Source organism: Streptomyces sp. NPDC090021 (assembly GCF_044748225.1).
Taxonomy (GTDB): Bacteria; Actinomycetota; Actinomycetes; order Streptomycetales; family Streptomycetaceae; genus Streptomyces.
Genome location: NZ_JBIVFO010000027.1, coordinates 60,782 through 87,125, shown reverse-complemented (window position 1 = coordinate 87,125; position 26,344 = coordinate 60,782). Strand labels below are relative to the sequence as shown.

Genomic DNA, 26,344 nt, shown 5'->3' with positions numbered 1-26,344 from the left:
TCTCATGGAAATCCTCAAGCTCGCCGTCAGCGGCTGGTTCGCCCGGGCCCTCGCGGTCGCCGCCCGACTGGAGATAGCCGACATCCTCGACGGCGGATCGATGACCTCGGCCGAACTCGCCGAGCGCACCGAGACCGACCCCGAGATCCTGTACCGCCTCCTCCAGATGCTCACCGTGCCGGGAGTCCTGGAGCGCGACGGGGAGAAGTTCCGGCTGGCCGAGGCCTACGCGCCGCTGCGCGCGGACCACCCCTTCACCCAGCGCCACTTCGCCATCCTCGCCGCCGAGCTGTACGACGACGCCTTCGCCGGCCTGATGCACACCGTGAAGACGGGCAAGTCCGGCTTCCAGGAGGTGTTCGGGGAGTCTCTCTACGGCTACCTGGAGACCCACCCCGAGACGGCGGACCTGTTCGACAAGGGCATGGTCGACCTGGCGACGCCGGTGGCCCAGTGCCTGCTCGGCCTGCACGACTTCAGCGCCGTGAAGACGGTCGTCGACGTGGGCGGCGGGAGCGGCGGCCTGCTCCCCGGACTGCTGGCCGCCCACCCGGACCTGCGCGGCACCGTCGCCGACCGGGCCAGCGTCTGCGCCAGGGGCCGCACGGCCCTGGAGCGCGTCGCCAAGGAGGACGTGCTCGACCGCATCGACTTCACCCCGAGCGACTTCTTCGTCGGGCTCCCCGCCGGAGCCGACCGCTACCTGCTGAAGAACGTGCTGCACGACTGGACGTACGAGAACTGCGTCCGGATCCTGCGCACCGTCGCCACCGCCATGGCCGACAGTCCCACGGGCGCCCGGCTGCTCGTCGTGGAGCCGCTGGTGGAGAACGACATCGACGGCTGGCGGGCGATGTTCCAGGCCGTGGCCTGCGACGAGGGCACCACCGGGCTGGACGAGCCCGCCATGCGGCGCGCCCTTGAGGAGGCCGGCTTCGTCGTGGAGTCGGTAGGGCAACTGCCCACACAGCACAAGGTGTTCGAATCCTCCCTGCGTGTCTCCTGATGCTCACGCCGGTCTTCCTGTTCGCGGGGCAGGGCTCCCAATACCACGGCATGGGCAAGTGGCTCTACGGGGCCGACGCCGCCTTCCGTGAAGCCCTCGACTCCCTGGACGCGACGGTCCGCGACGTGCGCGGCGATTCGGTGATCGAGGCGATCCACGGCGCCGGCCGCGGCCCCGAGCACCCGATGACGCAGTTCTCCCTCACCCAGCCGGCCATCTTCATGGTCGAGTACGCGCTGGCGCGGATGCTGCGGGCCCACGGGTTCGAACCCGGCGCGGTGCTCGGCGCCAGCCTCGGGGAAATCGCGGCGGCGGCCGTCGCGGGCGCCGTCGACCCGGACGAGTGCCTGCGCTCCCTGCTGCGCCAGGTCGACGTGTTCGAGGCCGAGGGCCCGCGGGGCGGAATGCTCGCGGTCCTGGCCGACGCGGGGCTCGCCGACCGCGACCCGGCCCTCGCGGGGGCGCACGTCGCCGCCGTGAACTCGCCGGAGAACTTCGTCCTGGCCGGCACCGCCGGGGTTCTGGACCGGATCGAACGGCACCTCCACGCCACCGGCACGCTCTGCCAGCGGCTGCCCGTCCTGTTCCCCTTCCACTCGCCCCTGATCGACCCGGTCGAGGGCGTGTTCAAGGACCTGATCGGCGACCTGGCCATGAAGCCGGCCACGATCCCGCTGATCTCCGGCACCACCGGCACGACCGTGCGGATACCCGACCCCGCACACCTGTGGCGGGTGCTCCGCGAACCCTTCGACCTGACCCTGGCGCTGGGCCCGCTCCTGGAACGGGACGACCTGCTCTTCCTCGACCTGGGGCCCTCCGGGTCCATGGCCAACCTGGTGCGGGCCGCACTGCCGGAGGGCAGCGGCTCCCGCGTGCTTCCCCTGTTGTCCCCGTACGCCCGCGACGAGGTGCTGTACCGGGCCGTCCTCGACGCGCGCCCCCACCTCGCCGCCACCCCCGCAAGAATCGAGGTGAACCCCGTGAGCGCTCCCGCAGCGACCGCCGCGCACCGGCCCGCCGCCGCACCGACGCTCGACGTCCACGTCTTCCCCGGGCAGGGCGCGCAGGCCAAGGGCATGGGCCGGGAGGTGTTCGACCGCTTCCCCGACCTCGTCGCCCGCGCCGACGCCGTCCTCGGCTACTCCGTCCGGGAACTGTGCCTGGAGGACCCGGGCCGCAACCTGCGCGACACCCGCTACACCCAGCCCGCGCTGTACGTGGTCAACTCCCTCACCTGGCTGGCGGCCGTGGGCGAGGGCGGGCGCCTGCCCGACTACGTCCTCGGGCACAGCCTGGGCGAGTTCTCCGCCCTGTTCGCCGCCGGGGTGTACGACTTCGAGACGGGCCTGCGCCTGGTCGCCGAGCGCGGCCGGCTCATGGGGCAGGTCACGGGCGGCACCATGGCCGCCGTCTCCTACGTCGACGCCGCGCTCGTGGAGCGGGTCCTGCGCGACGAGGGCCTCTCCGACCTCGACATCGCCAACTACAACGCGCCCACCCAGACCGTGATCGCCGGTCCCGCGGACTCGGTCAACCGGGCGCTGCCCGCGCTGAAGGCGGCCGGGGCGCGGTGCGCGCCGCTGAACGTCAGCGCACCCTTCCACAGCCGGTACATGGCCGCCGCCGCCGAGGAGTTCGGCCGGCTGCTGGACGCCACCGCGTTCGCGCCGCCGAAGATCCCGGTGATCGCCAACGTGGACGGACGGCCCTACGCGGCGGGAGAGGTGGCCGCCACCCTGCGACGGCAGATCGCCTCGCCGGTGCGCTGGACCGACAGCGTCCGGCTCCTGATGGGCCAGGGTGACTTCCGGGTGCGCGAGCTCGGTCCCGGGCAGGTGCTGACCAAGCTCATCGACCGGATCCGGAACGAGGCGACCCCCCTGCCCGCCGCAGAGTCCGCCGGGGCCGGCGCGCCCCGGCGGTCCGAGCCGGTACGCACCGAGCCGGTACGCACCGAGCCGGTCCGGTCCGAACCCGTACGCACCGAGCCCGCGCCGGCCGCGCCCGTACGCCCCGCGACGGCCTCCGCCGGGTCGCTCGGGTCGGAGGACTTCCGGCGGGACTACGGCGTCCGCCTCGCCTACGCCGCCGGAGGCATGCGGCAGGGGATCGGCTCCGTCGACCTGGTCGCCCGGATGGCCGGGGCCGGACTGCTCTCCTACTACGGAGCCTCGGGGCTCCCGGCCCGGGACGTGGCCACGGCGGTTGCCGCGATCCGCGCACGCGTCCCGGCCGGGGCGCCGTTCGGGGTCAACGTCACCCACGACCCCTTCGACCCGCGGGCCGAGTCCGAGCTGGTCGACGTACTGATTCGGGAAGACGTCCGGTTCGTGGAGGCCTCCACCCACGTCGAGGCCACGCCCGCCCTCGTACGGCACCGGCTGACCGGCGCCCGGGTGCTGGCGGACGGCACCGTGCACGTGCCCCGCAAGATCCTGGCGAAGGTGACGCGGCCGGACGCCGCCCGCCTGTTCCTGGAGCCACCGCCCGCCGCCCTGGTGAGCCGGCTGGTGGCGGAGGGGCTGCTCACCGCCGAGGAGGCCGAGGCGGGCGCGCGCGTCGCGCTGGCCGACGACGTCTGCGCGGTGGGGGACGCCGGGGACCACTCCGACATGGCGACCCTGTGGGCGCTGCTGCCCGCGCTGCGCGGACTGCGTGCGGAGCTCGGCGCAGTGGCCGGGGCCGTGCGCGTCGGGGCCGGGGGCGGCATCGGCGCCCCCGAGTCGGCCGCGGCCTCCTTCGTCCTGGGCGCCGACTTCGTCCTCACCGGCTCCATCAACGCGTGCACGGCCGAGAGCGGGACCAGCGCGGCGGCCAAGGACCTCCTGCAGGAGGCCGACGTCCACGACACCGCCTTCGCGCCCTACGGAGACCTCTTCGAACTGGGCGGCCGGGCCCGGGTGTTGCGCAAGGGTGTACTGTTCCACGCCCGCGCGGGAAAGCTCCACGACCTGTGGCGCAACCACGACTCCTGGGAGGCGGTACCCGCCGCGGTGCGCGCGAAGGTGGAGCGCGACTACCTGGGAGCCTCCTTCGAGGAGATCCTCGCTCGCCTCGGCGACTCCGCCGCGTCCGCCCTCGACCCCAAGCGGCGCATGGCGCTCGTCTTCCGCTGGTACTGCGCCCAGGCGGCCACCTGGGCGATCGAGGGCGCGCCGGGCCGCGTCGCCGACTACCAGATCCCCTGCGGACCGGCCCTCGGCGCCTGCAACCGGTGGCTGGCCGGCACACCGCTGCACGCCTGGCGGGACCGGCACGCCGACGTGCTCGCCGAACGCCTGATGGCCGAGGCCGCCGAGGTCGTGGGCGACGGGCTCCGCAGCCGCAGCTCCTGACCCTCACAGGGGCGGCGCGACCACGTACACGGCACCACCCGCACGACCGACATTCTCAGTAACGAGCGAGGCAGACCGCATGACCGAGACCCCCACCCAGGAACTCAGCACCGCATCGGACGGCTTGGCGAGCGAGTTCGATCTGTCCGACCCGAAGTTCATCACCGACCCGAAGGCGGGGGAGCGCTGGCTCGGCGCCCCCCGGCCCGTCTGCCGCGGGAAGTTCGCCGACGGCAGCGACGTCTGGGTGGTCACCGGACACCACGACGTCAAGACGGTGCTCGGCGAGCCGACCCTGCGCAGCCGCCCGCCGGGCGACTCCCACCGCGAGAGCATGCTCAGCCGGGGCATCCCCGAGGACATCGTCGACATGTTCGACTCCACCCTGCTGACGATGGACGGCGTGGACCACATGAGGGTCCGCGGCCTCGTCACCCGGGCCCTGTCCGCCCGCCGGATGCTGGCCCTGACCCCGGCCGTCGAACGCGTGGCGGAGCGCCTGCTGGACGGCCTCGCCGGAAAGTCCGAGCCCGACCTGATCGCGGACTACGCGCACCCGCTGGCCATCATCGTCATCTGTGAACTCCTCGGCGTCGACGAGGAGTACCGCGAGCAGTGGCGCGAGTGGAGCGAGTCCCTGGCCCAGGCCCTGCGCCCGAACCCCGAGCAGTTCGCCCCGGCCGTACGGGGCATGACGCGGGTGACCCGGGAACTGATCGCCGCCCGCCGGGCCGAGCCGCGCGACGACCTGATCTCCGAACTCGTGCAGGTCCACGAGGCGGACAGCGACCGGCTGACCGACGACGAGCTGACCGCCCTGGCGATGGTCCTCGTACAGGCCGGCCACGAGACCGTCCGCAACCTCGTCGCACTCGGGGCCTTCACCCTGCTCCAACACCCCGACCAGCTGGACCTGCTGAAGAACGACCCCTCCCTCGGCAGCCGGGCCGTCGCCGAACTCGTCCGCCACACCGCGCCGGTGAAGCACACCTTCCGCCGCTTCGCCACCGAGCCCGTCGAGATCGGCGGAGTGAAGGTGCAGCCCGGAGAGGCCATCCAGGTGGTGCTGGCCGCCGCGAACCGGGACCCCGAGGTCTTCGAGGAGCCCGGACGCCTCGACGTCACCCGCGAGCAGAACCCGCACCTGGGCTTCGGCCGGGGCGCGCACTACTGCCTGGGCGCCAGCCTCGCCCTGATCGAGGGCGAGGTCGCCCTGACGGCACTGTTCAAGCGGTTCCCCGACCTGTCGCTGGCCGTCGACCCGCAGGAGATCGAGCCGCGCTACCTGCTCTCGATGCAGCGTCTTCCCGTCCGACTGTCTCCGGAGAACGAGGTGTGATGACCGACGGCCTTCCCACGGTCCCGGGTCTCCCGATGACCCGGGGCCGGTGCCCCTTCGACCCCGCACCCGAACTGGGCGTGCTCCGCGCCGACCACCCGGTCGCCCGCATGGAGTTCCCGGACGGGCACGTGGGCTGGCTGGTCACCGGCTACCCCCAGGTCCGCAAGCTGCTGGCCGACCCCCGGATGAGCTCCCGGGGGGACGCGCTGCGCTCGCCCATCCCGCTGCCCATGGCGACCGACCGCACCGAGCCGGCCCCGGGCATGTTCACGGCGATGGACCCGCCGGAGCACACCCGCTACCGGCGGGCGGTGGCCGCCTGGTTCTCGGCGCGCCGCACCCGCACCCTCGAACCCCGGCTGACGGAGCTCGCCGGGGGCCACCTGGACGCCATGGCCGAAGGCAAGGGCGAGGGCCCGGTCGACCTGGTGACCGGGTTCGCGGAGCCCATGGCCGCGTCGGCCATCTGCGAGCTGCTGGGCGTGCCCGTGTCGGAACGCCCGGCGTTCGCCCGGGCCATCAAGGCCCTCTTCGCGGTGCACTCCAGCGCCGAGGAGGCCATCGCCGGCTGGCACGCCATCACCGGGCTGCTGCGCGGGCTGGTCGAGGCGAAGCGCGCCGAACCGGCGGACGACCTGCTCGCCACCCTCGTCACCGAGGGCCGGCTCACCGACGAGGAACTCGTCACGGTCGGCAGCGTGCTGCTGACCGCCGGATACGACACCAGCGCGAACATGATCGGCCTTGGCACCTTCGCCCTGCTGGAGCACCCCGAGCAGGCGGCCGCGCTGGCCGCAGACACCTCGCTGGCCGAGCGGGCGGTCGAAGAGCTGCTGCGCTACCTGACGGTCGTCCACGCGGGCGGCATCCGCGCGGCGGGCGAGGACCTGGAGTTCGAGGGGCACCGGATGGCGGCCGGGGACGCGGTCTCGCTCTCCTTCGCGGCCGCCAACCGTGATCCGGTGCTCTGTGCCCGGCCGGACGTGCTGGACGTGACCCGCGAGCCCGTACCGCACCTCGCGTTCGGGCACGGAGTCCACCAGTGCGTGGGCCAGCAACTCGCCCGGCTGGAACTGCGGGTGGCCTTCGAGGCCCTGTTCGGACGCTTCCCCGGACTGCGCCTCGGCGTGCCCGCCGACGAGGTCCGCACCCGCCCGGACGCGATCATCTACGGCGTCCAAGAGCTACCGGTGACCTGGTGAACGGAGAGAACGTGCTGTACCGAGAGATGTTCAAGTCGAACATCTGACATTTGGTCATCTGTGCAGGTCAGGGCCATGATGGCCGGGCCCAGGTCAGCAAACACTCAGCATGAGACCGGACCCCGTTCCGGCGATGCTGACCTCCGGGCGAGACAGCGGGGGCCGGGCCAGCGGTCGCCCGCACGGCTCCGGAAGGCTCCCACTCATGGCTCGACAGCTCGCCCGCGGCATGGGCACGTTCTTCAAGCCCTGTGACTGCGCCAGGCAAACGCGCTGCTCTCACACATACACGATTCGCTTCCGCGACGCGCTGGGGAAGCAGCGCGAGGAGACTGGTTTCAGCACTCAGGACGACGCGATAGACCGCCTCGCGGCGCTCTATAAGACCAAGAAGCAGACGGCCCCGACTGTGGCCGAAGCGCGTCGTGAATTGGGGCAGAAGACGGTCAAGGAGTACGCGGAGACGTGGTTGCCTCGGCAGCGCAAGATGACTGATTACTCAACCACGCAGCATGTCGGCAGCTATATCAAGGTCCACATCAATCCCGCCATCGGCTCCCGAAAGCTGAACTCGGTCACCCCGACCGTCGTTGAGCAGTTCCTTGATGACCTTGAGGCCAATGGTGTCGGGCGCGGCAATCAGATGAATATATATCGCACCCTGAAGTCGATCCTGAGAGATGCCTACGACAAGGGTGCGATGGCTGAGGATCCGGTGAAAGGCGTGCAGGATCCCGAATACGTGCGCAGCAAGGTGGTCATTCCCAAGCTCGACTACAGCACCAAGGCCCTTGCGGTGGCAGACAAAGACCTCGCACTGGAGATCACGATGATGGTCGGGTGTGGTCTCCGCAATGGTGAAGCGCGGGCGGTAAACATAAACAACGTGGTCGCAGACGATGTCTACCGAGTCCACGAGCAGATCCATTCGAACCTGCTTAAGCCGGCGAAGCTCAAGCACCGAAAGGTCGGTGAATTCAGAGAGGTACCGCTGCCGCGTACCGTGCGAGAGGCGATGGAGCGTTTCGAAGAGAAGTATGGAACGACGGAGGAAGGTTATCTCCTCAGAGGTCCGGGCGGCTATTACACCGAAGGTATGGAGCGCCGTCGCGTGCAGAAGCTGTTCAGAGACCTTCCCCCGGTGAGCGGCATGGGCATGTATGGTTTCCGTCACTACTTCGCGTCAAATGCCCTGGGTAAAGGCATACCGATCACCGATGTAGCCGAGTGGATGGGGCACAAGTCCATCGAGGAAACCTATCGCACCTATCGGCATCTTATGCCGGGCAGTATCACGAAGGCGGCCCGTGTGCTTGACGCCGGCCTCTGGGAGGCCGCCTGAGGGTGGAGCTGCGGTGGGCGGGCCGGATGCCGCACAATTCCGGGCGCTAATTGGACGCCATCTGGTTGCGTGGCGCAGCTCGACCCGCACTTGACGTCCATCGTACTACCGGCTCCCCCTGAGTCGGTGTCAGGCGGCCGATGTATGGTCTGGAGCAGCCGAGGGGGAAGGCAGCAGGTTGCGGGCGGAGGCAGTGGGGCCGGCGTGGGCCAAGGAGGGGCTGGGGCATCGGAGTCCCAAGTTCCCCCTGTCCGTCGAGGGGCCTGTCCGGAGGTTGGTCGACCGGCTCGTGCCGGGGGTGTCCAGCGTCACCAAGTACGCGCGTTACTACGCGCTCTATGCCGCGGCCGCCGTCGAGGGTGAGCGCCGGGACCTTGACGCCCAGGGCTGCCGTGAGCTGCTGCGCCGCGCCGAGGTGCTGCTGGCAGCGGTACAGATCGCGCAGTCGCCGGGCGGCATCCCCGACGGGCTCTTCCCACACGGCCATGACGGCGTGTACCCCCGGCTGTCTGCCGACGACGGGCTCGACCTTGACCGGACTGCCCGGGTCTACTCGCCCCGTTCGTGGGGCTTCTGGTCCCAGTACGGTGCGCCTGCCCAGGTCCTCGGCATCGTCGGGTACGACGGGGGCAGGATCCGGCCCGGACGGCACGAATGCCCCGCAGAAGTCCGCGAGCTGTTCGCGCCACTGCTCGCCCTCGCAGGCTCCAGGCGGACCGAGGTTCGGACCGCCGAGTTGCAGGAAGCCGGGGCTGCAGCGCTGGGTCAGCCGTGTGCCGAGGAGCGGGACTGGCTCGCCTCGTTGCTGACCGCGACCCGCGACGGGATGCACCATCCGGAGGACTGGCAGGCCACCGACCGGACGCGGAGGGCCACGCTGCGCGTGCTCGCGCGGGCAGTCGCTCTGCACGGAGGGCGCTCGTACACCGGTGCGCTGCGGGAGACCGTCGCGTTCGGCACGAGCCTGACCGACGACCCCGTACTCTCCGCTGCCCCCGAGGCAGCCCGCTGGCGGGGTCTGCTCTTGCGCCACTACTCGGTGTCCGCGTGGCGCCGGCTGTGGGCGGACCTCGTGACGGAGGTCGGCACGCAGGACGGGCAAGACGGCGGCCAGGACATGTCGGCGGTAGAGCTGCGTGCCTGGCTGTGCGATCAGGTGCCTGACGGGACCGTCAACGAGGTGCTCGCCGGACTTGGCCCGGTCCACGACCGGGCCGGGCATTCGGTACCCGTCGAGCCACGGCTCCTTGAGGAGGAACCGGCTCCCTGGCGCGACGTCCGCATCCTCCTCGCGGGCGGCCTCCGCGCCCGTGACGGCGCCGATGGCACGCATCCTCACCCGGGCAACCCGTTCGCCGGGGTCCAGCGCGCCTTCCTCGGCGACCGGCGGGAGTTCCTGGACCCGACGTGGGTGGAGGCCCTGATGCGCGGAGCCTTCGCCATCTTCGAACGTGCTGGTCGGAGGGGCTGGCGTGAGGGTCGGTGATGGTACTCGTGCTGGTCGTTGGCGGGAGTCTGCGGCCTTGATCGTCTGGCAGGATCCATCGGGGCGGGTTCTCGGCTTCCTCCGTGCACCGGCCGTGGCACCGCCTACCATCCGCTGCATGACGGAGTCCGAGATCGTGGCACGGATCGCCGCGCGGCGCACGGAGCTGGACGAACTCGAAGAAGGCCTGGTCAAGCAGTTGTCGGAGGTGCGGGCTGAGCGCGACGAGCTCGCCGTCGCCGAGCGGGTCTGGCAGCGGATGGCCGAGCAGCTCGCCGACGAGGCCGCGGCTCCCGCCCCGGTAACGGCCCAGGTCGCGGGCCGTGCGGTGCTGTTGGTCCCGCACCGGGAGGCCGGCATGGCCGAGAGCGTGCTGCCGCCGGAGTACCAGCGCATCTGGGCCGCCGTCCGCCAGGCCGGGGCGCCGGTGGCGACTCGCGCGGTGGGCGAGGAGCTGGGCCTGGACACCGGCGTGCGCGGGAAACTGGAGCCGCTGCGCGGGAAGTTGACCAAGCTCGCCGACCGGGGCTGGCTGCGCAAGCTGCCCGACGGCCGCTTCACCACGCGCTTGTGACCTGCAACGCAACCCACGGTCGGCCCATCGGGTGATGCCGGGCGTAACCACAGGTCCCCCGGCGGCCGTTGAGATTGTGTGACGAATTCCAACAAGCCGGCCGAGGGCGTCTCCCTTGTCTACCAGTGCCGCCTCAACGTGTCCACGCACACCCTCGACTACCTCGCCGACCTGCTGCGCTCGCACCTCAAGGCGATCAGCTCCCCGTTCCGCTCGCTGCCGCCGGGCCGGATCGCGGTCCTCGTCCTGGCGATGCTGCGGCACGACCAGCGCGTGCTCGAGGCGGCAACAATGTGCCCGAATCGACCCTGCGGCGCTGGCGCGACGAGATGGTCGGCCTGCTCGCCGCGAAGGCTCCGCGCCTGGACCGCGCCCTGAAGAGGATCGCGAAGCGCGGCGGGGAGGTCGTGCTGGTCGACGGCACCCTGATACCCACACAGCGCCGCACCGGAAGCGAGGACCGGCGCAACTACTCGGGCAAGCACCACCGCCACGGCCTGCACTTCCTCGCCCTGACTGACGAGAGGGGCCGCCTGATCTGGATCTCCGCGGCCAGACAGGGGCGAACCCACGATGCGAAGGCCGCCCGCCACGACCACATCGTCGAGCAGCTGAAGGCTGCCGGCCTTGGTGCGCTCGCCGACCTGGGCTTCCTCGGCGTAGACAACCCCGAGAACCCCGACGACCAGGTCATCGTCACCGGCTACAAGGCCACCCGGTACCGCAAGCTGACCCCCAACCAGAAGCAGGCCAACCGCGTGCTGGCAGCCGGGCGCGCTCCGGTCGAACACGGCTTCGCCCACTTGAAGAACTGGCGAATCCTCACCAGGCTCCGCATCGACCCCGCCCGTGCCACCGCCCTCCTGCGCGCCCTGCTCGTCCTGACCGACCTCGAAGTCAACCGCTGACCGCACGCTGCCGGATGATCAAGAGCCCAGTCACCCGCACACGACCAGCACGAGCAGCATCACCGACCCTCACGCCAGGCCCTCCGACCAGCACGTTCGAAGATGGCGAAGGCTCAGTTGGGTGCCGGACTTCTCGGATCTCCCCGTATCGGGTCGTGCGTCGGTGGCCAGCGCCTTGCGCAACGCGGAGAGGACGGAGGGGTCGCAGGGGCCGTGGAGAAGGTGTCGAATCTCGTCACGGGTGGTCGTGGGCAGGGACGCGAGGGCCATTGCCGGTCCTCCAGGTCGGGGCGAGGTCACCAGGGGAAGTCAGGTTCGGCGAGGGGCGCGTGAACAGGCGGCGCGGTGCACGCGTCCAGCACCCTGCGGGCGCTGGACGCCAGAGCATCTCCGGTGCCCGCTTCGAAGAGGACGGCCGGACGGCGCAGGGCCACTTGACGCAGGACGTGGGGCACGTCGGCGGGCCGGACCAGGCAGTCCGCCAGGCACCTCGCCAGGTCGTCGCTCGGGCGGTAGCGGCGGCCGGCCACGGCGGAGTAGACGGGAAAGCGCGGCTCGGACCAGATACAGGCGCGCAGCGACACGGCGAACGCACGGGCCTGGGAGGTGAGCGAAGGATGATGGGAGGAAAACGGCAGGCGCAGACGCACGGTGGTCACGTCCGAGTCCGCAGCCGTCTTCTCGACCCTGACCAGGTCCGACACGGGCCCCGAGACCACCACCGACCGGTCGTCGTTGACCACGGCCACCACCGCCTCCACCGCCCCCGACGACTCCAGCAGCCGACGGGCGGACGACTCGGAGCAGGAGAGCAGACTCAGCCCACCGGGGCACGAGGCGAGCACGAGGGAAAGGCCAAGGGCCGCGCGGGCGCCGTCGGGGATGGTGAGGACTCCGGCGGCGGTCAGCGCGGCGATCTCGCCGAAGCTCACGCCGACGACGCCCGACGGCGCTCCGTAGCTGTCGCACAACGCCCGGTGCACCGCCACCGCACCACCGTAGACGGCAAGCTGGGAAGTGCCCGTCGGCGCCTGCGCGAGTTCCCGCCCGCTCGGCGGATTCGGGCCCGACAGCCAGGGACCGAGCGGCGGTAGACCGCACCCCACCGCGACATCGTCGACCTCGCGGAACACCTGGCGGATGGCCGTGAACACCCGCCCCTCGGCGCGGGCCGCGCGAACCAGGGAGCCGACGGAGAAGTCCCCTTGCCCTGGGAAGAGATGGACGGAGCGCCATGGATCGGACGGACGATCCGCTCCACACCCGGGGTTGTTCTGCATCTGGCCCCTCCGTCGGGACTGGTCAGCCGTGCGCAAGGGGCGCACGGCTGCAACGGGTGCTGGACTCGTGCGTGCTGTGCACGGCCACCAAGGGAGCCGTAACCTGAGCCTGCCTGGCCGACAGCCCTTCCAGCACCATCACGACAGGCGAACTTGTTGAACCTGTGAGGACGTTGAACGCGCGCAGTGACGATCGGCGGGGCGGGGCGGGAGGAGGAGCGTGCGATCCCCCCCCTCACTCCGAACCCGGCCCCGCGCATCCTCCTGGCCGAGGCCGGATGGAGCGGCGCCCAACTGGCACGCCGGGTCAACGCGCTCGGAGCCGCCCAGGGCACACCGCTCCACTACGACCGCTCGACGGTCGCCCACTGGTTGGCCGGAAGCCGCGCACGCCCTCCTGGTCCCGAGCTCGTCGAGGCAGCCCTCTCCCGACATCTCGGCAGACCTGTCTCATTGGAGGTCACCGGGCTGCTCAGCCCAGGGCGGCGGAGGAACGGCGCGGAAGCGCTACCGGGAGAGGTCCGATCCCCGGCCACCGGAGAGGTCGGTGTCGAAGCGATCGTGACGTCCCACCCGGCCTGAACGGCACAGGCCTGTCGGCAAGTACGCGAGAAGCCCTGCGCTCATCAGCATGCACACTGCACGAGCGGACGATTTCGACATCGCAACGAGTTGGTCGGTTTCTGCCGCGTCGACGTCGCAGGTTCGGGCGGCGAGGGGTTCGAAGGCCCCCCTGAGCCCGTGTGCGAGAGGTACGGCCGCCGCACGCGGCAAGGGCCGCCGAACCGATGTCCGGCGGCCCTTGCGGGTCGTCGAGGCCGCTTGCGTACGGCCCGTGCAGCCTTTCGTGCCTTGGCGTCCGCGTCACGCGGATCTTCCGACGGGGGGCAGCGGGCGGGCCATCTCGCGGCGAAGGCTTGGCCGGTGCGGGGCGGATCGGGGGGTGCGGCGCCCGCTCTCGTGGCCGCCGGGGTACAGGGTCCGGACACCGGACCAGGCCACTGCTCCGTCAGCGGAGCACGCGTCTGCTGGGGCGGCGGAGACGGGGCCCTGCCGCCGGGCTGCACGGCAGCGTGGGCAGACCGGGATCCTCTCGCGGAGGTGGATGCCGTACCCCCGGGGGGTGCCGCAGGCTCCGGTCCATTCGGGCTGGGCCGTGGGGAGGTCGATGGTCTCGTCGTCCCAGCAGCACGGCGGGGCGTACCCGGCCCTGCGGGCGCGGGTGCGGGCGGTACTGACGTGCCAGGCGCTCCGGCCCGCGAGGGCGGGATCCACGTGCTGGTAGGCCGCGTACAGGTCGGCCACCCGCCGAGCGGTGGACGCGTACACGAACGAGCGGCTGCGTGAGCTGGTGACCATCGCGTGGAGATTGCCTGGGGAGATGCCCAGTCGCTCGGCCATCCAGACGAAGTCGTAGCCCAGCGCGTTCAGCGCCTGTAGGCGGCGCCTGGTCCCCAGCGGGGGGATCCGCGCCCCCCGGCCCGACGGTTCGGGCGAGGGGTCGAGTCGCACGGACCACAGCTTTTCGATGGTGGACCGCAGCATGCACGAAACCTCTGTGATCTCACCTCCTACCGTGCGGTGGCCGGTGATCAGCTGCATGACAGTGTGCCGGCCCACACCGCTCCGCTCGGCGATGGCTTGCGAGGACATCCCGCCCGCGTAGTAGAGATGACGGACGTGCCGCTGGATGTCCGCGATGTTCCTGGTGCGAGACGGGGTGCCGCGGTCGGTGAGGATCCTCCGTCGCTTAGCCTCCCGTCGCTCGCGTGCGCGGTGCTCGGCCGACATAGCGGCACGGGGCGTGTACGTGGCCATTCTGCTTACTCTTCCCTTCGCGCCGGGGTCCGTGTTGACCACGCTAGTGGCCTCGTTCCCACGCGTTGTCCCCCGATCGGTGTCGTGGTCGGGGGAGAAGAAATCGACCGGCTTAGACGCACAATCGGACAGCGGAAGCCTAATTCCAAGGGCAGATTCGGTTGGGGTTGATAGTTTTTAACTAAACCCCTGTGATTTCGGGCGCTTCGTAGAGGTTTCCGGCATGCGGATTTTTCTTGAGCGTAGGGATTGAATTCTTGTGCCGGGAAAGGGTCGGCGGCTAGGTTCTTCGTATTACCGCTCGAATTCGTTTTGGAGACACAAGAATGCGTGAAAAGGGAAAGCACCGCCGGATCCGCAAGAGCGGACTCGCCCGCGGCTTCGCCGCGGCGGGCACGGGCGGGGCCGCGATCGTCATCCCGCTGCTCGCGTCGAGTGGCGCCCAGGCCGCGGCGCTGCCGCACGTGCCCGTCGCCGCCCCCGCGCTCGCGGCGTCAACGGGTACAGTCCGTGCGGCGGTTCCCGTGTCGGCCCACCAGTCGGGTGCTGCCAAGGCCACCGAAGCCACGTACACGGTGAAGCTCGGTGACTCACTGACCGAGATCGCGGGCCGGCACCATGTCAAGGGCGGCTGGCAGCGCCTGTACGAGGAAAATCGCAGCGTCATCGGCGGTGATCCGAGCCTCATCCACCCCGGCATGAAGATCAAGCTGGACGGCGCGGAAGGCAAGGCCGGTGGTACGGGCCGCGCCAAGACGAACGAACGGGCCGCGCGGTCCTCAGAACGCGCCCCCTCGCACACTTCCAACCTCGACGGGTGGATCCGCGAGGCGCTCGACATCATGCGGCGGGAAGGAATTCCCGGCTCCTACCACGGCATCCACCGCAATGTGATGCGGGAGTCCTCCGGCAACCCCCATGCCGTGAACAACTGGGACAGCAATGCACGCAAGGGCACGCCGTCCAAGGGACTCCTTCAGGTCATCGACCCGACGTTCCGTGCGTATCACGTCCCGGGGACGAAGTTCGACCCGCACGACCCGGTCGCCAACATCACGGCGGCCGCCAACTACGCCGCACATCGATACGGCTCCATCGACAACGTGAACGGTCCTTACTGAACCGCCTCCGCCAGACGGCCCGGCCGGGCGTTCCCGGCCGGGCCGTCCACGTGCTCCGGGCCACGCGATCCCCTGCGGATCGCCTCGCACCCCCACAGGCGTCTCCGGTCGGGCCGTGGGTGTTTCGCGCACGCCGAGAGGACGGGCGCCGCTCCGCGCGGCCCCCGTCCCCTCTCCCGGGTCTGTCGGCTCAGGCGGAGACGCCCAGCGAACGAAGGTACGCCGTGGGGTCCATATCGGATCCGTACTCGGGACTGCTCCGGACCTCGAAGTGCAGGTGCGGACCGCTGGAGTTGCCGGTGCTGCCGACGTTTCCGACGACCTGGCCTGCGGTCACGCGTTCACCCTCGCTGACGCCCATGGCCGACAGGTGCGCATACAGCAGGTACTGGCCCCCGTCGGTCTTCAGTAGCACGGTGTTGCCGTACGACCCGTCCGGCCCGACCCGTTCCACCGTGGCGCCCGTGACCGCGTAGACGGGAGCGCCGTGATCCGTCGCGTAGTCGACGCCTGTATGGCTGTTGGACCACATGCTGCCCGTCTGGCCGTACGAGGCTGTCTGCACCGACGGCCCCACGGGAGCGGCCGCCTTCGCGGCCGCCTCCTTGGCGGGGGCCGGCGCCGCCGGTGCGGTCGACGGCTGCGTGGCCGCCGCGCCCGGTGCCGCACCGCTTCCACCGAGGTCGAGCACCATACCCGTTCGTATGAGGTTCGGGTCGGCCCCGACGACGTCACGGTTGATCTCGTAGAGGTCCTGCCAGGTGCCCTGGGTCTGTTCCCGGGCGATGGTCGACAGGTTGTCGTGCACGCGCACGGTGTACGTGCCATCGGACGCCCCCGCGGACTGGCCGTTCGGTGCCGACCGGGGGGCGGCCTCCGTGGAACCCGAGGCCTCCTGGGACCCGGACGTGTTCAGTTCCGGGGCAGGGCCGCCCCGGCTGAGTCCGGCCTTCGCGCCGCAGGTGGGCCAAGCCCCGGGACCCTGGTTTGCCAGCACCTTCTCGGCGACCGCGATCTGCTGCTCCTTCGTGGCCAGGTCCGCCGTGGGGGCGTACTCAGTGCCGCCGTGAGCCGTCCAGGTGGCGGGGGAGAACTGCAGACCACCGTGGTATCCGTTACCGGTGTTGATGCTCCAGTTCTTCCCGCTCTCACATTCCGCGACCGCCTCCCACACCGAAACAGGGGCCGCCGAGGCGGGCGAGCTCACCAGCAACGGCATGGCGATCCCGGCGCCGGTGGCGCCCGCAGCGGTGGCGAGCTTGCGGCTGCTGCTCGGCTGGACGCGTCGGCGTCGGCCGGTGCCCTTCATGACCATGGTGCGTGTCCCTTCGACGTGGTTCGGCGGTCCCCGCCCGCTTGGAAAGGGCGGGGCCTCCCCACCGTCGGTCGTCCCGGGGCGGGGTGCTCCACCGAACCTACGCAGTGCAGCCTTAGCCGTGCCCTAGACGAACAACTGCGCCGGGACAACAAGGGTTTGTCGTCCCGGCGCGGGAAGGTTCACGTGCTCGACGGCGTCAGGTGGCCCCGGATCCCGTGAACGGGAAGTGAGCCCCGGTCAGTTCGTCCGACAGCAGCCACAGTCGCTCCGCCGCCTCGTCGTCCAGCGCGGCCGGCGCCATGCGGGCCGGAGCAGGGTGGCCCCGCAGCTCACCCCGCCCTGCTGGACCCGTGTAACTGGCTCCGGGCAGCGGCTGCGTAGCCGCGTACAGGATGGGCAGCGCACCCATCTCGGCGGGCTGTGCCAGCAGCCGATTGGTCACCCGCAGCAGCAGCCCCTGGACTGCGTGCCCGGTCTTGCCCTGGAGCCCCGTTGCGGAGTACCCGGGGTGCGCGGCGTGCGCGGACACGGTCGACTCGACAGCGCGAAGTCGCCGCTCCAGTGCCCGGGTGAAGAGGAGGTTGGCCAGCTTGGAAGCCTGGTAGGCCCGCCAAGGCTGATAGGCGACGGTGCTGTTGGGGTCGGCGAAGTCGAACGCGGCGCCCGGTCGTCGGTGGGCGTTGGAGGAGACCGTGACGACCCGGTCGGTGATGTGCGGCAGGAGCAGGTTGGTCAGAGCGAAGGGGCCGAGGTGGTTGGTGGCGAACTGCATCTCGAAGCCCTGCGCGGACTCACGCCGGGGGATCGCCATGACGCCCGCGTTGTTGACGAGGATGTCCAGGGGTGCGTTCCACTCCTCAGCGAACGCCCGTACCGAGTCCAGGTCGGACACGTCCAGCCGGCGTACTTCGGTGCTTCCCGGCATGGTCCGGGCGGCTGCTTCGCCGCGCGCCGTGTCGCGGACGGCGAGCACCACATGGGCTCCGGCACGAGCGAGCTCCCGACCGGTGACTGCACCGAGACCTCCGCTTCCACCGGTGACGAGGACGGTCTTGTCCTTCATCGACGGCATGGAATGCGCCGTGAACTTCTGCTTGCTCATGAAGAGCCTTTCTGCGTGGGGAGAAGGAGGGGAGTGCGGGGACGTCTGTCAGGCCAGCGCCGGCTGCGGCGAACGCAGCAGACCCTTGAGGCGGCGACGGAACAGGAACACACCGGCCGCAACCAGGGCGACGGCCGCCTCCGCGGACACCGCGCCCAGGCTGTTGAGGCCGACACCGGTCAACGACAGCAGACCGGTGACGCTGTCTCCGGCCGTGACGGCGAGGAACCACACGCCGATCATCTGGCTGCCGTAGGCCCGGGGGGCCAGCCGGGTCGTTACGGACAGTCCGACGGGCGACAGGCACAGTTCCGCGACCGTCTGGACGGCGTAGATGATGACCAGCCACAGCGGACTGATCATCACGCCGCCCTCGGCGAGGACCATGGCGGCGACGAACACCAGGAGCGATACGGCGATCAGCACCAGCCCCAGGGTGAACTTGCCATTCGCGTCCGGCTCGCGTCGGCGGCGGGCCAGCCACGTCCAACCGGCGACCAGCAGGGGGGAGAAGGCCATGATGAACAGGGGGTTGAGCGCCTGGTACCAGGAATAGGGGAAGGTGAAGCCCCCAAGGGTGTCGGAGGCGTGTGCACCGGCGAAGACCGCGAGTGTCGAGCCGCCCTGGTCGTAGATCATCCAGAACACGGCCGCCGCCACGAAGAACCACGTGTACGTCCGCAGCCGCGACCGCTCCTCGGACCCGAGCGTCGGATCGCGGCGGATGCGCACCAGAACCGCGACCGGGATCACCAGCCCGGCGACGATCAGCGGGGCAAGCACCCAGGTCAGGGAGAACCAGCCCCGCTGGGCGAGTTCGAGGTAGAAGGCGGCCGTCACGGCACAGCCCAGTACGGTGCGGCGCAGTGCGGACGCCCGCTGCGCGGCGCTCAGCGGCCGGGCCGCTACGCGGCTCTTCGGGCTCAGTCGGCGGGCCCCGAGCAGGTACTGCAGCAGGCCCAGAGCCATACCCACTCCGGACAGCGCGAAGCCCAGGTGCCAGCTCACGAGCTCGCCGACCGTGCCGATCAGGAGCGGGGCGAGGAAGGCGCCGAGGTTGATGCCGACGTAGAACAGGGTGAAGCCGCTGTCGCGGCGGTGGTCGTACAGGCCGTCGTAGAGGTGGCCCACCATGGTCGACACGTTGGCCTTGAGCAGGCCCGTGCCCACGGTGACCAGGGCCAGGCCGGCGAAGAAGGCGGCCGGGCCGGGTACTGCGAGGGTGAAGTGGCCGGCCATGATCACGACGCCGCCCACGAGCACGGTGCGGTGGGGCCCCCAGAGCCGGTCGGCCACCCAGCCGCCGGGCATGGTCATCAGGTAGACCGTCGCCGAGTAGACGGAGTACACCGCCGTGGCGGCCGCGAGGGTCATGCCGAGTCCGCCGCCGTGCAGGTGAGCCTTGACCCCGTCCGGCCCGCCCGAGATCAGGTAATAGACGAGCAGCGCGCGCATGCCGTAGAAGCTGAGCCGCTCCCACATCTCCGTCATGAAGAGGGTGGCCAGAGCCCGGGGGTGGCCCCACAGGGTGGGGGCAGTGGTGTCCGAGGTCATGCGCGGTGCCTCCTGTACGGGCGGACTGGGGCCGGCGCGGGGCCGACGTCCGGTGTCCCCACCACCATGGCCCAGCCCCCGGAGGGTCCGGATCGGGCGACTGGCGGATCAGGCCGGGGGAGCGGGGCCAGCCGGATCGAGCCGTTGACGCGGCACTCGGCAGAGAGGTGCACCGAACGCACGACCGCGGCAGCCGTCCGAGGGCGGCTGCCGTGAAGGGGACGGTCAGGAAGCTGGCAGTGACGTCGCACAAGTGGGCAGCCGCGCCGGGCTGCGTGAGGGGGCCGCCATCTCCTTCGTCACGACTGAGGGCGTCATGCGGCGGCTTCTCGAAGTGCGGGTTTGGCAGAACGTGCCGTCTCGGAGCATGGCGAACAGGAGGCTGATGCGTGGGCGTGCGAGGCGGAGGATGCCTGGGTGTGTGGGTCTTGCCGCGGGCCCTTCATCGGTCATAGGAGCTGCGGGAGGCGAGGTCATGCAGGGCGGCGAACGCAGACAGGATCATCGCGCGTTTGCGCTGTCGGTTCCCGCCTCGGGATGCGTGTTCGCCGTGGATCGAGGTGCCCGACTGCTTCGTGGCGGGGGCGAGGCCGGCGTAGGAGGCGAGGTGGACAGTGGTGGGGAAGCTGGTGCCGTCGCCGTCGGTGACCAGGAGGACTGCGGCGGTCCTGACGCCGACGCCGGGCAGAGACGTCAAGACCTGGGAAAGAGGGTGGGCCGCCAGCAGGTCGCTGATCGGGGCTTCCGACCCGGCGTCACTCGCGGACGGCGGCGAGCCGGCGGACCAGGCACGGGATCACGATGCCGAGGGTACCGGTGCCCGGAACGACGGCAGTCTGTTCGTCGACGTCGTCGATGAGCCGGGTGGCCGGGGGGCCGTAGCGCTCGAGGAGCCAGATGACGGCCTGGTGGTCGAGGCGGCCGAGGATGCGTTCCAGGATGGGGTGGAACTGGGTGAGCAGGCCCCGTATCCGGTTGCTGCTGCGCGCGGCCTCGGCGGCGAGGTCCTGGTCGAAGCCCATCCGGACGGTGAGCTCGGCGGTGATCTCGTCGGTGAGGCTCAGGGATCGCAGGGTGGGGGGCATGGTGCGGGCGGCGTCCGCGATCACGCCTGCGTCCTTGGCGTCGGTCTTCGCCTCGCCGGGGTAGAGGTCGGCGATCCGCCGCATGGCGAGGCCGGGGAGATAGGCGACCTGGCAGCCCGTGTCGCGGGCGACGGTCAGGGGCAGGGCGCCGATGGAGACGGGCTGGTCCACGATTTCCAGGAGAATGGTGCGTTCTCGGCGGCCGGGCTGTGCCGGACGGGTCTACTCGCAGAAGGGGTTCTGCCGGGCTCTTGAAGGTCCCGCGGAGCGGTTGCCGTGTCGGCCGTGCATGCTCCTCATGTCACGGACCGCCTTGGCGCGCCGAGTCGCTCTCCTGTTGTGCTCGTCGGCCCGAGGGGCTGACAAGAACGACGCTACGGAGCGCGGAACCGGATTCCGTCGCCCGGCCGGCCGCCGCCCCGGCGGAGCGCCTGATCCCCCGGTCGGAACTCACCTCGCCCCGACCGGCGGGCCGGTCAGGAACGCAGTTCGGCCGGTGGCGTGCGACGTGCGTCCACCCGCTGGACCCGCTCCAGCTCGGCGAAGACGATGTAGCGGTACTTCGACGTGTACATCGGGGTGCAGGTGGTCAGGGTGAGGTAGCGGCCCGGACGGGTCCATCCCGCCTGGTGGGGCACCGCGTCGAGCACCGATGTGTTCGAGATGGCAGTCTGCGGCAGCAACGAGTGGACCCGGTACACGTACCAGTCCGTAGGCCCCTCGAACACGATCGGATCCCCCGGCTTGAGCCGGTGGATGTCGTGGAACCGGGCCCCGTGGCCGTCCCGGTGCGCGGCGAGGGTGACGTTTCCTGTCCTGTCCCAGGGCATCGCGGACACCACGGGCGAGGTGTACATGCCGACGAGGCCCTTGTTGAGCACGTCCGGTCCCGTGCCCTCGGCCACCGGCATCGCCTGCGAGGACAGGGCGGGTACGTGGAGGAACCCGACGCCCGCCGCCCGCGCGTGCGCGTCGGCGGCCCTGGAGCTCCCGCCAGTGGAAGCCCCGGCCTGCGACGGCGCGGACCAGGAGGAACGCAGCTTCTCAGCGGCCACGGCCGCGGCCTGATCCGCCACCACGTCCGTCCACCACAGGCAGTAGCCCGCCAGCAGGCCCACGAGCAGGGCGAAGGTGATCAGCACCTCGCCGACCACTCCGAGGAACGACACACCCGCCGACGACCGGCCATGGCCCCCGGACCGTCCAGGGCCTTCGATACGCCGTCCGGCTGTACCTCCGTGGCGTTCCGGATCGCGTCCGGCGCCCGGCGGCATCGGTTGCGGCCCCGGCCGGAACCGGGCGTCCACATGGCCGGGTACGACGCGCATCGCGCGCCCCCGCGAAAACTCATGGTCGGCGGGGGCGGGCGGGCGGGCGGAACCGCCGAATCCGGATCCGGGAAGGGGCGGGTAGGGATGGCCCGTGTCCGGGGGATGCGGCCCTCCGGCCGGTTCGGCCCGGTCGCCCCGGATCCGGCGCTTCCACCGCGGCGGAGGCGTTGCTCTGCGGCGCCCTGTCACCGGGACACCGCCGACGCCTCGGACACCGAGGCGTCGTTGAACGGGAGCAACGGCTCCAGCCAAGGGAACACCTGTTCGAACAGCAGGTGCACGGTGGCGGCGACCAGCAGGAGGGCGATGACGGCCCGCATGAACCCGTTGCCCGGGAGCTTGCGCCATATCCAGTGGTACACGGGGGTCTGACTCCTGTCGTTGAGGCGGGGAAGCCGGTGACCCGTAGGGGCTATGTAGGGCCGGCCGGGTGGTGCGGCCGGCATCGAGGGGCGAGGGGCGAGGGGCGAGGGTCGAGCCATCTTCCGGACGCGGCACCCGGCAGCGCCAGCGCCGGGAGGACAGGCGCACGGGCAGCCACCGGGGCACATGCCCTTGCCCAAGCCGGTGACGCGGTCTCTCCCACCGGGATGGGGTTCCCCTAATCGCCTGAAGAGCCCGCATTGGGGGGCGGATACCGAGGATGCTCCAACGCACCCCGTTCACCGAGCTCGAAAGGTTCCACCGCCATGAGGCGACCCGACCGTTTCATCGACCGGACCGCACGGCGGACGAAGCGCGACCTGTGCCTGCTCCGGCGCGCCCTGTGGCGCGTGGTGTGTCATGGCCGGAAGTGCGGCGCCTCGGCATGACCTCACGATCAAGGACGCGGCACGCGGCGCGTCCGGGGACGGGCCGCCACCGTCGGGCGCCGGACCGCCCTGTGGCCGCTCCAAGGAAAGGCCGACGGCGCCCTCGATCCGTGTGGCGCCGGCTGCTGTGGCTCACCTCAGCGCTGCTGCTGATCAGCGCCGGCGCCGCGTACGCCCTGTACATGCGACTCGACGCCAACCTGACCACCGCGAGCGTCAACGAAGCCCTCGGCGGCGACCGGCCCACCGCGCGCACCACCGCCCAGAACATCCTCCTCATCGGCTCCGACAGCCGCGAGGGGGCCGGTGGTGGCTACGGCGCGAGCGCAGGCGCCGCCAAGTCCGACACGCTGATGCTGCTGCACCTCTCCGCGGACCGGACGCGGGCCGTCGTCACGTCCTTCCCCCGGGATTCGTGGGTCTCCATACCCGCCTGCGCCATCGGCGGCGGGCGGTTCTCACAGCCCCACGAGGGCAAGCTCAATTCCGCCTTCGCCCTCGGCAGCGCGTCCGGCGGCACCACCGGCGGGGCGGCGTGTGCCATCAAGACGCTGGAGCACAACACGGGCATCCACATCGACCACTTCATAGAGATCGATTTCAGGGGCTTCGCGCACATGGTCGACGCCGTCGGTGGGGTGCCGATGTGCCTGCCGAAGGCCATCGACGACAAGAAGGCGCGCCTCACCCTCGCCGCGGGATGCCATCGACTGGACGGACGACAGGCCCTGGGCTACGCCCGGGCCCGCTACAGCCTCGGCGACGGCAGCGACATCGGCCGGATCGGCCGGCAGCAGCAGCTGCTGTCGGCTTTGGCGAAGGAGGTGAAGGACAGGAAGTTCGACACGGCGGCGATGTACCGGGTCGCCTCGGCGGTGACCAAGGCCCTCACCGTGGACGAAGAGCTCGGCGGGCTGTCCGGTCTCGCCGGACTCGGAAGCACGCTGCAGGGCATCGGCCCGGACCGACTCACCTTCGTGACCGTTCCCAACCGGCCGAGGGAGGTCGAGGTCCCCTCGGACAAGTCCAACGTGAGCTGGCGCAAGAAGGAGGCCGACGAGCTGTTCCGCGCACTCGTGGACGACGTCCCGGTGAACGACAAGGGCGTCCCCTTGCACGCGTCCACCCCTGGCACGGCACTCGGGTCCGGAGCCGCCGGCGGCGGTGCCACCGCCCGACCGGCTTCCCCGGTGACCGTCGAAGTCCTCAACGGTTCCGGAGTGACGGGCCAGGCCGCCGCCGTGGCTCGGCGGGTGGAGGCCCCGGGCGTCACCGTGACCTCCGTAGCCAACGCTCCCGCCAAGACGGCCCAGTCGCTCGTTCGCTACCAGCCCAGTCGCCGGGCGGAGGCGGAGCGACTGGCCCGGAGCGTCGGCATCGCGAACGTCCAGGAAGTCCGGGCCACCACGCTCGGTGCCGCCGAGGTCACCGTGGTCACCGGAACCGACTACGAGGGGGGACCCTGAGCCGTCGGTGTCCTGCTCGCGTCCGGTCCGGGGCCGCCGGCACCACCTCCACGGTGAGTCACGGGGACGGCCCCGGCGGCGCGCTCCGGAGGTTGGACACCGGGGTCAGTGCCGGCGGCCACCCTGCCTGCGCGTTCTGTGGAACCGCCACACCACCGCGCTGACGCCGGCCAGAATCAGGGCCAGCCCGGCGGCCACCTGCCCGGCGTTCGCGCCGATGCTGCCGCCCAGCCCGCCCCGCACACCGCGAGCCTGTCCGTCCTTCGACGAAGGGACAGGTTCCGACCGGGCCTCCCCGGTGCGGGCCGGCGCGGGCGGGCGGATTCCGGGGGTCTCGGCCGGTACCGGGGAAACGGGAGGAACGGCGTACGCGCTCCCTCGTTCCGCCGGCGTGCGTGTACGAGCCGGGGTCACCGGAGCCGGTGGCCGCGACGGGGACGAAGGCGTAGCGGGAGCCGGGGGCGTGGGAGCCGCCGAGGTCCGGTCCACGGCGTTCGGTCGGCTCCGCGCCGTCTCGGACTGACGCGGGGGGGATGATTCGGTGCCTGACCTGGGAAGCACGGTCAGCACCCGTTGTAGCGTCTCGCCCGCGCAGGCGAACGACACGGAGTAACTCCCGGGAGGCAGACCGACGGGGACGGTTGCGCGCGCCTGTTGCCCCTTGGGAATGGCGATCGCGGGGAAGGCCTGGGACGCCGCGGTGGCGAAGTCCTCATCACAGCCGGGAGCAGTCATGCGCACGACTTCTCCGGCCGTGACGCGGTCCGGAGTGAGCGAGGCCTCGAAGATTCCCGGCGTCACTCGTTCGGGCGCCGCAATGCCGATCCTTGCCCGCTCGGAGGAACAGCCCGCCGCGCCGCCCAGCAGCGCGAGGAGGGCGACGGCCGTCTTCGTCAGGGTCCGCATGGTCATGCCGGGGCCTCCCGTCATCAAGATCGGCAGGACGGCACACGTACGGACGCGCGCCGCCACGACTGACCGCCACGCTAGGCGGCGCCGGTAGCGGGTGGCGACCTGGGCGGTGCGAACGGGTGTCCGGCCGCGCGCCCCCGGGCCCAAGCACGGGAGCGGCCGGCCGATCGCTTCCCTGACGCCTGCCCCTTCGTTCCTTCCGGGGTCGTCGCACGACTGCATAGATATACGCATGGAATCCCGTCGTCTCCCGGACCGGCAGGGCGCGCACGGAGTGCGATGGACCCCCTCTCGGTCCCGGACCCCGAACAAGCACCGCAAGCCGTCCTCGCTCCGTCCCACCCTTGGCGTCGGTGCCACCGTCGCCGGAGGTGTGCTGGGCGCCGCCGCGATCCTCAACCCCGTTGAAACACCGACCGCCGAGGCGGTGTCGACGGACGCGGGGGACACCGGGACGGTCCTCGCCCTGGATCCGGCCGGCCGGAGCAGTGAGGTGACGAGGCAGGCGGTCCGCGCCACCGCCGATCAGCTCATGCGCAAGGCGGTCACCGAGCGGGCCCGTGCCGACGCCGAGGCGAAGGCCGCCGCGAGGAAGGCTGCCGACCGTGAGGCCGCCGCTCGAAAAGCGGCCCGGGCCGAGGCCGCCGCGGCCGAGGCACGCGCCCGCACCGCCCGGAAGGTGACCGAGGGCGCCTCCGCGCGCACGGCGAATCCGGCCGCGGGCAGCGACAGGGCGGCGGTGACGGTGCCGAAACAGGCCCCGGAAGCCGCCGCGGCGAGCGGTGCCGGCGCGGCCGTCGTGGCGTTCGTCAGGGCCCGGCTCGGCGACGCCTACGTCATGGGCAGCACCGGCCCCCACTCGTGGGACTGCTCCGGCCTGGTCCAGGCCGCGTTCAAGTCGGCCGGCAGAAGCCTGCCTCGCACATCGGGAGCCCAGTCGGCCGCCGGTGTGGAGGTGGGCCTCGGTGAGCTTCGTCCTGGAGACATCCTCTACTGGGGTGGCAAGGGTTCCGCCCACCATGTCGCCGTCTATGTCGGCGGTGGGAAGTTCATCGGAGCGCAGAACCCGTCCACCGGCGTCGTGGAGCGCCCCCTGTCGCATGGTGGCGTGCCCACCGGAGCCGTCCGGGTGCTGTGACCCACCGGCGTTGCCCCCGACGCGCGCTGTGTACCGGTCGGGTGGTGCGCCCGTCCCTCGCTACGTCTGCGGCCGGCGCCGTCGCGCTCGGGCATCGCCTACGCGCGTGGGGTGAGGGCCAGGTACACAGCCGGGCGCCCATCGCCCACAGGCCGCCGGCCGGCATTCCTCTCCGCCCGGCGATGCCGGGGCACCATCACCGTTACCTG

The 26,344-nt window shown here is 71.1% G+C and carries 20 protein-coding genes and 1 pseudogene; 12 read left to right on the top strand and 9 right to left on the bottom strand.

Annotation, left to right across the window (positions count from 1 at the left end):
- The first annotated feature begins 4 nt into the window (after nt 1–4).
- The 9 genes from ACIPXC_RS22195 to ACIPXC_RS22155 all read left to right on the top strand — a co-directional run bounded on the left by ACIPXC_RS22195 (nt 5) and on the right by ACIPXC_RS22155 (nt 11,198).
- A complete protein-coding gene (locus tag ACIPXC_RS22195; protein ID WP_401620843.1) occupies nt 5–1,006 on the top strand; it encodes a methyltransferase in 1,002 nt (333 codons plus the stop codon).
- Nucleotides 1,006–4,344 carry an ACP S-malonyltransferase gene (fabD, locus tag ACIPXC_RS22190; RefSeq protein ID WP_401620841.1) on the top strand — a complete coding sequence of 1,113 codons (3,339 nt, stop codon included), beginning with the start codon at nt 1,006–1,008 and terminating at the stop codon, nt 4,342–4,344. The genes ACIPXC_RS22195 and fabD overlap by 1 nt, the downstream gene beginning before the upstream one ends.
- A gap of 79 nt (nt 4,345–4,423) precedes the next feature.
- Nucleotides 4,424–5,683, top strand: a complete 1,260-nt coding sequence (locus ACIPXC_RS22185; protein WP_401620840.1) for a cytochrome P450 — start codon at nt 4,424–4,426, stop codon at nt 5,681–5,683.
- Complete coding sequence (locus ACIPXC_RS22180; RefSeq protein ID WP_401620838.1) at nt 5,683–6,888, top strand: cytochrome P450; 1,206 nt, start codon at nt 5,683–5,685, stop codon at nt 6,886–6,888. Before ACIPXC_RS22185 ends, ACIPXC_RS22180 begins: the two co-directional genes overlap by 1 nt.
- Before the next feature lie 205 nt (nt 6,889–7,093).
- On the top strand, nt 7,094–8,230 hold the full coding sequence (locus tag ACIPXC_RS22175) for a tyrosine-type recombinase/integrase (protein ID WP_401620836.1): 1,137 nt from the start codon (nt 7,094–7,096) through the stop codon (nt 8,228–8,230).
- 298 nt (nt 8,231–8,528) lie between these two features.
- On the top strand, nt 8,529–9,716 hold the full coding sequence (locus ACIPXC_RS22170) for a hypothetical protein (protein ID WP_401620833.1): 1,188 nt from the start codon (nt 8,529–8,531) through the stop codon (nt 9,714–9,716).
- Between the two features lie 118 nt (nt 9,717–9,834).
- Complete coding sequence (locus ACIPXC_RS22165; RefSeq protein WP_401620830.1) at nt 9,835–10,290, top strand: hypothetical protein; 456 nt, start codon at nt 9,835–9,837, stop codon at nt 10,288–10,290.
- 78 nt (nt 10,291–10,368) lie between these two features.
- Nucleotides 10,369–10,668 (top strand): hypothetical protein, encoded by a 300-nt coding sequence (locus ACIPXC_RS22160; RefSeq protein ID WP_401620827.1) that lies wholly within the window; start codon nt 10,369–10,371, stop codon nt 10,666–10,668.
- Nucleotides 10,584–11,198: a transposase family protein gene (locus tag ACIPXC_RS22155; protein WP_401620825.1), complete on the top strand. Its 615-nt coding sequence runs from the start codon at nt 10,584–10,586 to the stop codon at nt 11,196–11,198. The genes ACIPXC_RS22160 and ACIPXC_RS22155 overlap by 85 nt, the downstream gene beginning before the upstream one ends.
- Nucleotides 11,199–11,494: 296 nt before the next feature.
- Here ACIPXC_RS22155 and ACIPXC_RS22150 read toward each other — a convergent pair whose 3' ends face one another.
- Nucleotides 11,495–12,352 carry an acyltransferase domain-containing protein gene (locus tag ACIPXC_RS22150; protein ID WP_401620822.1) on the bottom strand — a complete coding sequence of 286 codons (858 nt, stop codon included), beginning with the start codon at nt 12,350–12,352 and terminating at the stop codon, nt 11,495–11,497.
- 990 nt (nt 12,353–13,342) lie between these two features.
- The gene (locus ACIPXC_RS22145; RefSeq protein WP_401620819.1) at nt 13,343–14,296 is read right to left on the bottom strand and encodes a hypothetical protein; all 954 of its coding nucleotides are present in this window, start codon (nt 14,294–14,296) and stop codon (nt 13,343–13,345) included.
- Between the two features lie 326 nt (nt 14,297–14,622).
- On the opposite strand from ACIPXC_RS22145, the gene ACIPXC_RS22140 reads away from it, so the two are divergent.
- Nucleotides 14,623–15,417, top strand: coding sequence for a transglycosylase SLT domain-containing protein (locus ACIPXC_RS22140; protein WP_401620816.1), 795 nt, complete (start codon nt 14,623–14,625; stop codon nt 15,415–15,417).
- A 190-nt stretch (nt 15,418–15,607) separates the two neighbouring features.
- Here the strand turns inward: ACIPXC_RS22140 and ACIPXC_RS22135 are convergent, their stop codons facing one another.
- The 6 genes and pseudogenes from ACIPXC_RS22135 to ACIPXC_RS22110 form a co-directional block, all read right to left on the bottom strand.
- On the bottom strand, nt 15,608–16,732 hold the full coding sequence (locus ACIPXC_RS22135; protein ID WP_401620813.1) for a transglycosylase family protein: 1,125 nt from the start codon (nt 16,730–16,732) through the stop codon (nt 15,608–15,610).
- A gap of 199 nt (nt 16,733–16,931) precedes the next feature.
- Nucleotides 16,932–17,837, bottom strand: a complete 906-nt coding sequence (locus ACIPXC_RS22130) for an oxidoreductase (RefSeq protein ID WP_401620810.1) — start codon at nt 17,835–17,837, stop codon at nt 16,932–16,934.
- A gap of 48 nt (nt 17,838–17,885) precedes the next feature.
- A complete protein-coding gene (locus ACIPXC_RS22125) occupies nt 17,886–19,391 on the bottom strand; it encodes a peptide MFS transporter (RefSeq protein ID WP_401620807.1) in 1,506 nt (501 codons plus the stop codon).
- A gap of 324 nt (nt 19,392–19,715) precedes the next feature.
- Nucleotides 19,716–20,659 (bottom strand): annotated as a pseudogene (locus tag ACIPXC_RS22120) (IS110 family transposase); the annotation flags it as partial.
- A gap of 293 nt (nt 20,660–20,952) precedes the next feature.
- Nucleotides 20,953–21,645, bottom strand: a complete 693-nt coding sequence (locus tag ACIPXC_RS22115; protein WP_401620804.1) for a class E sortase — start codon at nt 21,643–21,645, stop codon at nt 20,953–20,955.
- Between the two features lie 347 nt (nt 21,646–21,992).
- Nucleotides 21,993–22,169 (bottom strand): hypothetical protein, encoded by a 177-nt coding sequence (locus ACIPXC_RS22110; protein WP_401620801.1) that lies wholly within the window; start codon nt 22,167–22,169, stop codon nt 21,993–21,995.
- A 560-nt stretch (nt 22,170–22,729) separates the two neighbouring features.
- Here ACIPXC_RS22110 and ACIPXC_RS22105 point away from each other — a divergent pair.
- Nucleotides 22,730–24,085, top strand: a complete 1,356-nt coding sequence (locus ACIPXC_RS22105; RefSeq protein ID WP_401620798.1) for an LCP family protein — start codon at nt 22,730–22,732, stop codon at nt 24,083–24,085.
- Between the two features lie 105 nt (nt 24,086–24,190).
- Here the strand turns inward: ACIPXC_RS22105 and ACIPXC_RS22100 are convergent, their stop codons facing one another.
- Nucleotides 24,191–24,328 carry a hypothetical protein gene (locus tag ACIPXC_RS22100; RefSeq protein WP_401620795.1) on the bottom strand — a complete coding sequence of 46 codons (138 nt, stop codon included), beginning with the start codon at nt 24,326–24,328 and terminating at the stop codon, nt 24,191–24,193.
- Between the two features lie 901 nt (nt 24,329–25,229).
- On the opposite strand from ACIPXC_RS22100, the gene ACIPXC_RS22095 reads away from it, so the two are divergent.
- Nucleotides 25,230–26,135, top strand: coding sequence for a C40 family peptidase (locus tag ACIPXC_RS22095; RefSeq protein WP_401620792.1), 906 nt, complete (start codon nt 25,230–25,232; stop codon nt 26,133–26,135).
- Nucleotides 26,136–26,344 lie beyond the last annotated feature (209 nt).

Excerpts from the sequence above, each read along its gene's own strand:
- ACIPXC_RS22195 (WP_401620843.1), top strand. The coding sequence starts at position 5 with ATGGAAATCCTCAAGCTCGCCGTCAGCGGCTGGTTCGCCCGGGCCCTC.
- fabD (WP_401620841.1), top strand. The coding sequence starts at position 1,006 with ATGCTCACGCCGGTCTTCCTGTTCGCGGGGCAGGGCTCCCAATACCAC.
- ACIPXC_RS22185 (WP_401620840.1), top strand. The coding sequence starts at position 4,424 with ATGACCGAGACCCCCACCCAGGAACTCAGCACCGCATCGGACGGCTTG.
- ACIPXC_RS22180 (WP_401620838.1), top strand. The coding sequence starts at position 5,683 with ATGACCGACGGCCTTCCCACGGTCCCGGGTCTCCCGATGACCCGGGGC.
- ACIPXC_RS22175 (WP_401620836.1), top strand. The coding sequence starts at position 7,094 with ATGGCTCGACAGCTCGCCCGCGGCATGGGCACGTTCTTCAAGCCCTGT.
- ACIPXC_RS22165 (WP_401620830.1), top strand. The coding sequence starts at position 9,835 with ATGACGGAGTCCGAGATCGTGGCACGGATCGCCGCGCGGCGCACGGAG.
- ACIPXC_RS22145 (WP_401620819.1), bottom strand. The coding sequence starts at position 14,296 with ATGGCCACGTACACGCCCCGTGCCGCTATGTCGGCCGAGCACCGCGCA.
- ACIPXC_RS22140 (WP_401620816.1), top strand. The coding sequence starts at position 14,623 with ATGCGTGAAAAGGGAAAGCACCGCCGGATCCGCAAGAGCGGACTCGCC.
- ACIPXC_RS22135 (WP_401620813.1), bottom strand. The coding sequence starts at position 16,732 with ATGGTCATGAAGGGCACCGGCCGACGCCGACGCGTCCAGCCGAGCAGC.
- ACIPXC_RS22130 (WP_401620810.1), bottom strand. The coding sequence starts at position 17,837 with ATGAGCAAGCAGAAGTTCACGGCGCATTCCATGCCGTCGATGAAGGAC.
- ACIPXC_RS22125 (WP_401620807.1), bottom strand. The coding sequence starts at position 19,391 with ATGACCTCGGACACCACTGCCCCCACCCTGTGGGGCCACCCCCGGGCT.
- ACIPXC_RS22095 (WP_401620792.1), top strand. The coding sequence starts at position 25,230 with ATGGAATCCCGTCGTCTCCCGGACCGGCAGGGCGCGCACGGAGTGCGA.